5 protein-coding genes are annotated in these 6,000 nt (G+C 61.2%); all 5 read left to right on the top strand.

Annotated features, from left to right (window positions below):
• Positions 1-1,506 (top strand): DUF2345 domain-containing protein (locus LDO11_RS05610; protein ID WP_232140655.1); only part of this gene is annotated, 1,506 nt, incomplete at its 5' end.
• Positions 1,507-1,645: 139 nt separating this feature from the next.
• The gene (locus LDO11_RS05605) at positions 1,646-3,286 is read left to right on the top strand and encodes a peptidoglycan-binding domain-containing protein (RefSeq protein WP_232140654.1); all 1,641 of its coding nucleotides are present in this window, start codon (positions 1,646-1,648) and stop codon (positions 3,284-3,286) included.
• A 91-nt stretch (positions 3,287-3,377) separates the two neighbouring features.
• Entirely contained in the window at positions 3,378-3,878 is a 501-nt protein-coding gene (locus LDO11_RS05600) for a hypothetical protein (RefSeq protein WP_232140653.1), read from the top strand.
• A 473-nt stretch (positions 3,879-4,351) separates the two neighbouring features.
• The gene (locus tag LDO11_RS15910) at positions 4,352-4,879 is read left to right on the top strand and encodes a phage baseplate assembly protein V (protein ID WP_435574604.1); all 528 of its coding nucleotides are present in this window, start codon (positions 4,352-4,354) and stop codon (positions 4,877-4,879) included.
• Between the two features lie 6 nt (positions 4,880-4,885).
• Positions 4,886-5,854 (top strand): IS5 family transposase, encoded by a 969-nt coding sequence (locus LDO11_RS05590; RefSeq protein WP_232140652.1) that lies wholly within the window; start codon positions 4,886-4,888, stop codon positions 5,852-5,854.
• Positions 5,855-6,000: the final 146 nt, after the last annotated feature.

Below are 6,000 nucleotides of genomic sequence, written 5' to 3'. Positions count from 1 at the left end.
GGCGACATCGACCAGCCGCGCATCACCGGCCAGCTCTACAACGGCGATGTCGCACCACCGTTTGCAGCCGGCATCGATGGCGGGGCCAACCATCCGGGCACACTGAGCGGCCTGCATACGCGGGGTCACGACGGCGGCGGGACCCAGCAGTGGGTGATCGATGACACGCCCGGGCAACTGCGCACCCGCCTGCACACCACGCTGGCCGACAGCCGGCTGGAACTCGGCTACCTGATCGAGCACGGCGACCACCATCGCGGCAGTCTGCGCGGACAAGGTGTGGAACTTGCCACGGCGGGCTGGGGCAACGTGCACGCAGCGCAAGGCCTGCTGCTGTCGACGACTGCACGCCCGGATGGCGCATCCACGCAGATGGACATGGCAGAAGCGGTGGCGCAACTCAAGGGCGCCGAACGCACCGCCGAAGCGCTGCATGACACGCTCCGTCAGCAGGCCGTGCCAGGCCTCGATGCCAACGAACGACTCGTCGCGCTGCGCGAGGCAGTGGATCCCGATGTCGATGGCGCCTATCGAGGCAACGTGGCCGGGCAGCCCGCGATGAAGCCCGACGGCGGCGGTCGCCAACCCGGAGACGAGCCGGTCGAGCGGTTCGCCGGCGCAAGGCTCATCGCCGAGTCGCCGGAATCGATCGCCCTCGTGACCCCGAAGAGCGCCATCGCCTACGCCGGCGGCACGATGCACATCACCGTGCAGGACGACGCCCACATCGCCGCCGGCCACACCGCGTCATGGGTCAGCGGCCAGCACACCGCGCTGTACGCGCATGCCGGCCCCTTCCGCGCCATCGCCGCCAATGGCCCGGTCAGCCTGCAGGCGCATACCGGCGAACTCGAGCTGCTGGCCGACCAGTCCGTCACCCTCACCGCAACCGACGACCGCATTGATGTCCTCGCGCAGCAGAAGATCGTGCTGCAGGCCGGACAGTCACGCGTGGTGCTCGAAGGCGGCGACATCACGTTCGAATGCCCCGGCGAGTTCACGGTGAAGGCGAGCCAGCATCCGTTCCGCGGGGCTGAAACGAACCCTGCCATCCCTGATCACATGCCACACGAAATCGTCGTACCGCCTGAGATGTTGGCGATTCGGACCCAAACCCAGTACGGCGGTGAATCGCTCGGAGGCAAACCCTATCGGCTTGAGATTGGGGGAAAAACGATTGAAGGGATATTACCGTCCGATGGGACGGTCATGGTGGATGTCCCCAAGGGCGTGAAGAACGGCAAATTCATCGTGTACCCATTCGGCAAAGAACATGGCCCCTGGAGTTGGGATCTGGATCTGAAGCGGCAGCACCAGACCTCAAAGCACGTCGGCATCCAGTCCAGACTGAAGAATTTGGGCTTCTATACCGGCGCGCTAGACGGTGACTTTGGCCCTAGAAGCAAGGCTGCCTGGCGCCGATTCCAAGAAAGCAGGAGCCGTTCAACAGCATCGGGATTGCAAGGGACGTCATTGACCACGCTTGGCTCTGGTCACGACATCTGACGGGAGAATGGACTCAGTGCTGTACGGAAACCATGATCTGCAACGTGGCGACCATGACGGGAGCCCAACCAGTAACAGGCCACCACGTTGGGGAGGTCGCGACAATCCACCACCTTTAGCGCAGAACGTTCAGACACCCATGGGTGCAGGCGGCGCGACCGTCGCAGTTCCAGGACATGTCCAGCAACTCCAACGAGATCTGCGCGAGCTGGGCTTTGCCGTCATTTCGTCGCCGGACGGTGACTTCGGTCGCTATACTCAATGGGCCGTGCGCGAGTTCCAGATCTACTCACGTATGGAACGCGTCGCCGCACTCGACGTGGCTCGGCTGCACGAGCTGACTGGCGATCCTAATGCCGGAGAGGGCGCCTCCGAAGTCGCTGTACTGGGCACTGTCCCAGGAGAGACCCCACCTGTGTCATATTATGTCAGCACCTTGAGACAGGTCGAAAATGCGTCTCCCTATACCGGCCCGATCAGCGGTGTCGTCAATGCGGATACGCGTAATGCAATCCGCCACTGGCTCGATAACAGCTATCGGTGCCCAGTAGTCGTTGAGGCTTGGAACGTCAATCGTGGAGCGCGCACCACGACCTTCAGTAATGGCGTCAACATCTGGCGCCACAACGAAATGACGAGCGGCGCCCCCAGGATCTTCTACCGCGATTTCAGTAATTATTACACCTACCCCGACACCCGAGAAGCGGGCGATTATCACGTCCTCGGAACTTATTCCGCGTTTGGAAATTGGGGTGGCCCTGCAAGCCTGGTACCAGGGCACACATGGCGAGAGGAGGCAGAAATGCTTCCACAGCATCTAATTAACGATGCCACCACAACAACCGCCCTCGCACTGCTGCCTGATAACGCCACTGCCTCAACCTACCGTGTAGTGCGCGCAACAGCTGAACAGGAATGCATGGGCGCATTCGATTCAGTCAATGCCTACGATGACGCTATCGTCTCTCTAGGCCCTTGCCACTGGACACTTGGTGTACTCCCCGATGGCGGTTATGACAATGGAGAGCTTCCAGGGTTCCTTGCCTACGTGATGCATCGAAACTTGGAAGATTACCGACAAGCATACGGAAATTTCGGGCTATATCCTTCAGAGCCATGGGTCGGACAGAACTCGGGACCTCTTTGGCTTAGAGGTCAGTTAAAGTATGCGGGCTGGGCCCGTGTGCATGTAGAAGGCACCGAGCCCAACCGGGCCCATGATAATCTTGCACAGCTTCAGGAGTTTGATCGTTCTGCAGACGAGGCCGCTTACTTCAAAAACTGGCACTGGTTCTTTCGATGGGTCATGGCCGGACGGACGGTTGAAACCGTACGCACTTCTATGTGGGACATGGTCCGCATGCGAATCCGAGACATCCGCTCGTCTAACGTCAACATCAACTCGGGCGGCGTCACCATCAATACTACGATGGGCGAAATTTTTACTTCGGAACGCGCCAACGCCGTCATCTTAAGGTGGCATATCTTTCGCCCCGCACATGTCACCGGCGCTCGCATTCGTACCAGTATCGCCAATGCCATTTCCGGCTCACCACGTATCGAGTGGAATCTCGCCCCAGCACAGTGGACAGATGACCACGAAACAGCGTTGTTGACCCAACTTCTTGTCGATGCCAATCAAGTCAACACTACTCAAACCGCGCTTTCACAATGGCCGAATTATGCTGGTCGGAACGGCAGGGCCTACATTCTCGGCAACGAACTTGGCAACCTACGAACAGAGCGAAACTCGTTCAACCTCGACACGCTTGGGATCTGATGGCATGTCTCGTTCCTATATACCATTAATCGCCCTTTCACTGGTCGCTTGCACTCCCCCCCCTGCCCATACGACCACTCCGGAACCAGCCGTGGCGAACCATCCCTGTGCCACCGCGGCTGCAGAGACTCTGATGGAGATACAAACGCTAGAGAACGATGGTGTGAGCATCTGTCGCCACGATGGCGTCGGGGACTGCCTCTATTCCGCTGAAGCCGGACGGACATTCGAGGTTGGCAGACCAGATCTGAATTATGACGGCCATCCTGACTTTCTGATTCGTGATTTCACGGGTGCATATGGCAACCATGACGTCATCCATTTCCTTGGCTATGCAGCATGTCCCGCTGGTGGATATGTCAAAGTACTCGATTCGTTCATGACTTCAGTTGAGCCTACAGATGACACCTCCTCGGGATGGCGCGAGATCAGCGCTTCTCGTGATTGCTTTGATGATTCGAGACAGGACGTTGTGTCTCGCCGCTACCGATTGACATGGGATGAGAGAGCTCTCACCTACGGCCCTCCTGATAATGACGAAGACCTCGCTCAATACTGCAGCAGCAAGGAAATGGCGCCCCCTCCAAACTGACCTAATTTTTCAAGATAAAAGCGTGAGAGGAATTACATATTTGAATTTTGTTTCACGTCTAGTAATAGGTTGAGAAATTCAGCGTGGTCTGCCGAGCCCAGACCGCCTTTGACCCCACTCACAACTACCATAGCGCGGCCCGATGCCGGCTGGCCTCGAAGGCGACGACACACCCGCGATGTCGCCATTCCGGCCGAGGTGCCGGCGGCCCCCGCGGCCGCAGGATCGCCCGCGCGTGCACGGCCCCAGACCGCCCGCGTGGTCGGCTTGCCTGCCCGAGGCCCCGCCAGCCCCAACCGCGACCACCAGGTGCGCATCCAGTTGGCCTGGGTGAGAGCGCGCGCTTCGCGGGCACTGCCCGCGGCGGGCTCGAACGCCCGGCCAAGGATGGCCGGACCGGTGGATGCGCAAGCCGGCGCGCTGGTCCCGCCATGGATGGCCACGAGGATGCCCCTGAGCAATAGACGGCCTGGGTGCCGGTGGCCGAATGGCTGGCCGGCCCGAACTGGGGCAGCCACTTCCTGCCACGCATCGGCGCGGAAGTGCTGGTCGAGTTCCTGCATGGCGACATCGACCAGCCGCGCATCACCGGCCAGCTCTACAACGGCGATGTCGCACCACCGTTTGCAGCCGGCATCGATGGCGGGGCCAACCATCCGGGCACACTGAGCGGCCTGCATACGCGGGGTCACGACGGCGGCGGGACCCAGCAGTGGGTGATCGATGACACGCCCGGGCAACTGCGCACCCGCCTGCACACCACGGCCTGCGACGCCCCGTGCCGACGCAGGACTGGAAAAGCTATCGGCAGACACCCGACGATCCGAGGCCGTTCTCCTGGGGTGAAGTCACCTACGTGGTTGGTGACGGTGCCTCCGACGCCGACCCCAACCGCAACCCTCACATTCCCGAAGGCACCCGCGCACTGCCCATCAGGCGTTGAGGAAGGTCTGAGCAACTCGACCCAACTGGGCGACAATAGCGCACCACAACGAGGTTGACGATCGATGCAGCTGACGTTCGGTGATGCCGAGGGCCTGGGCAAGCGCAAGCGGACCCGCAAGGAGATCTTCCTGGCGGAGATGGAGCAGGTGGTGCCGTGGTCGGCGCTGCTGAAGCTGATCGAGCCGCACTATCCGAAGATGGGTCGTCCCGGCCGCCAGCCCTATCCGATCGCGACGATGTTGCGCATCCACTTCCTGCAGCAGTGGTACGCGCTCAGTGACCCGGCCATGGAAGAGGCGCTGTACGACACGGCGGTGATGCGCCGCTTCGCCCGCCTCAGCGGGCTGGACAACATCCCGGACGAGACCACGATCCTCAACTTCCGCCGGCTGCTGGAGACGCATGATCTGGCGCCGCAGCTCCTGGAGCGCGTGAACGCTCACCTGGCGCGCAAGGGCCAGAGCCTGAAGGCGGGCACGATCGTGGATGCCACGATCATCGCGGCACCGAGCTCGACCAAGAACAAGGACCGCGAGCGCGATCCGGAAATGCACCAGACGAAGAAGGGCAATCAGTGGCACTTCGGTATGAAGGCGCACATTGGCGTGGATGAAGAGTCGGGTCTGGTGCACCACGTGGAATGCACGGCAGCAAACGTGAGCGACGTAACGCAGGTGCACAAGCTGCTGCACGGCAAGGAGGGCACGGTGTGCGGGGACAGTGGCTACACCGGTGCGGACAAGCGCGAGGAGCTGCAGGGCGTTGAGGCTGCATTCTGGATCGCGGAGAAGCCGTCGAAGCTGCGTACGATCAAGAACAAGCGCGAGCGCAAGTACGCCGAACGCTGGGAGCGCTTCAAGGCGAGCGTGCGGGCGAAGGTCGAACACCCGTTCCGGGTGGTGAAGCGGCAGTTCGGCTACACCAAGGTGAGCTACCGCGGCTTGGCGAAGAACACGGCGCAGGTGCTGACGCTGTTCGCGCTGTCGAACCTGTGGATGACGCGGCGAGCTTTGCTGCAAGCGGCGGGGTAAATCCGCCTGCTGGACGGGGAAATCCGTCGAAAGGTGCCGGAAACGGCATGATTTCGACCGAATCAAGGCCGATCGAGCGTTCGAGGCGGAAATTCAGGTATCAGGGCGCTTTGATCAGACCTTCCTTGACGGCGATCACCGAACAC

The sequence above is a fragment of the Alterluteimonas muca genome, assembly GCF_021191595.1.
GTDB lineage: Bacteria > Pseudomonadota > Gammaproteobacteria > Xanthomonadales > Xanthomonadaceae > Luteimonas > Luteimonas muca.
This window is presented reverse-complemented; position numbering and strand designations above follow the sequence as displayed.